General features: G+C 67.1%; 1 protein-coding gene. It reads left to right on the forward strand.

Going from position 1 to position 1506, the window contains the following annotated elements; translation table 11 throughout:
- Window positions 1-103: 103 nt before the first annotated feature.
- Window positions 104-1498, forward strand: a complete 1395-nt coding sequence (tnpC, locus tag FXO23_RS50445; protein ID WP_218952451.1) for an IS66 family transposase — start codon at window positions 104-106, stop codon at window positions 1496-1498.
- Window positions 1499-1506 lie beyond the last annotated feature (8 nt).

The following is a 1506-nucleotide window of genomic DNA, read 5'->3' on the forward strand; positions in this document are numbered from 1 at the left end:
GTAACTAGTCAGGTCCGCTGTCGGGTGGTGGTCGTCGTGCTGCGATGATCGGCATGTGGCTGGGGGTGGGCGTCCGTCGTATGACGAGCTTGCTGCTCTGGTCGTGTCGCAGGCCGCGACGATCGCGATGTTGCGTGGCGAGGTGGAGCGGCTCACTGTGAGGGTTGCGGAGCTGGAGCGTCAGCTGAAGACGAACTCGCAGAACTCGTCGAAGCCGCCGTCGCGGGATGTGTATTCGAAACCGGCGCCGAGGTCGCTGCGCCGTAAGACCGATCGTGGGCAAGGAAAACAGCCTGGTTCGGCGGGTGCGAGCCTGAAGCTGGCTGACGATCCCGACGCTGTCATCGACCACGTTCCTTCAGCGTGTTCGGGGTGTGGCAGGGGATTGCGGCATCGGCCCAGTGTGGGTGTGGTGCGTCGCCAGGTGCACGATCTGCCCGAGATCAGCCCGGTGGTGACCGAGCATCGGCTGCATCAGCGGCGTTGCGGTTGCGGCCTGCTCACCACCGCGGTCGCCCCGGCCGAGGCGACCGCCCCTGCCTGTTATGGGCCGAACATCACCGCCCTGGCGGCGTATCTGCTGACTTATCAGCACGTACCGATCGTCCGCGCGGCGGAACTGCTCGCTGAGGTGGCAGGCACGAGCGTGTCGACCGGCTGGGTCGCTTCCGTGCTGGGTCGGGTCGCGCCGGCGCTGGAGCCGTTCGTCGAGGCCACCCGGGACGCGGTGCGCCGAGCGCCGGTGGCGCATTTCGATGAGACCGCGCTGCGCGCGGGCGGTGCCCGGTGGTGGCTGCATGCGGCCTCCACCACCACACTGACCACCTACCTGCTGCACCCCAAACGCGGCCGCGACGCCATCAACGCCCTCAACATCCTGCCCGGGTTCGCCGGTGTCGCCGTGCACGACGGGTGGCACCCCTACCGCACCTACGACGTCACCCACGCCCTGTGCAACGCCCACCACCAACGCGAGCTGCTGGCCGCCGCGGAAACCCACCCCGACCAGGACTGGCCCACCCTCCTGGGCGGCGTACTCGACGAGCTCAACACCGCCGCTCACACCGCCCGCGAGCTCGATCTCGACGAGATCCCCGCCGACGTCCTCACCCCCTTGACCAGCCGTTTCGACACACACCTCGCGACCGGGCTGCAACTGCACACCCGCAACCACACCGGACATCCCAAGGGCGGCAGACCCAGCCAATCCACAACCCGGGCCCTGCTGGAACGACTCCACAAATACCGCGACGACGTTCTCCGGTTCGCGCTCGACCTGACCGTGCCCTTCACCAACAACCAGGCCGAACGCGACATCCGCATGACCAAAACACAACTCAAACTCGCCGGCTGGCGCACCACCACCGGCGCCACCACCTGGCTCACCGTGCGGTCCTACATCTCCACCACCCGCAAAAACGGCATCAACATCCTCACCGCACTCCGCAACGCCATCACCGGAAACCCCTGGCTACCACCAAACCCAGCACCCACCTGAACAGTTAC

The sequence above is a fragment of the Amycolatopsis anabasis genome, assembly GCF_009765355.1.
GTDB classification, from domain to species: Bacteria; Actinomycetota; Actinomycetes; order Mycobacteriales; family Pseudonocardiaceae; genus Amycolatopsis; species Amycolatopsis anabasis.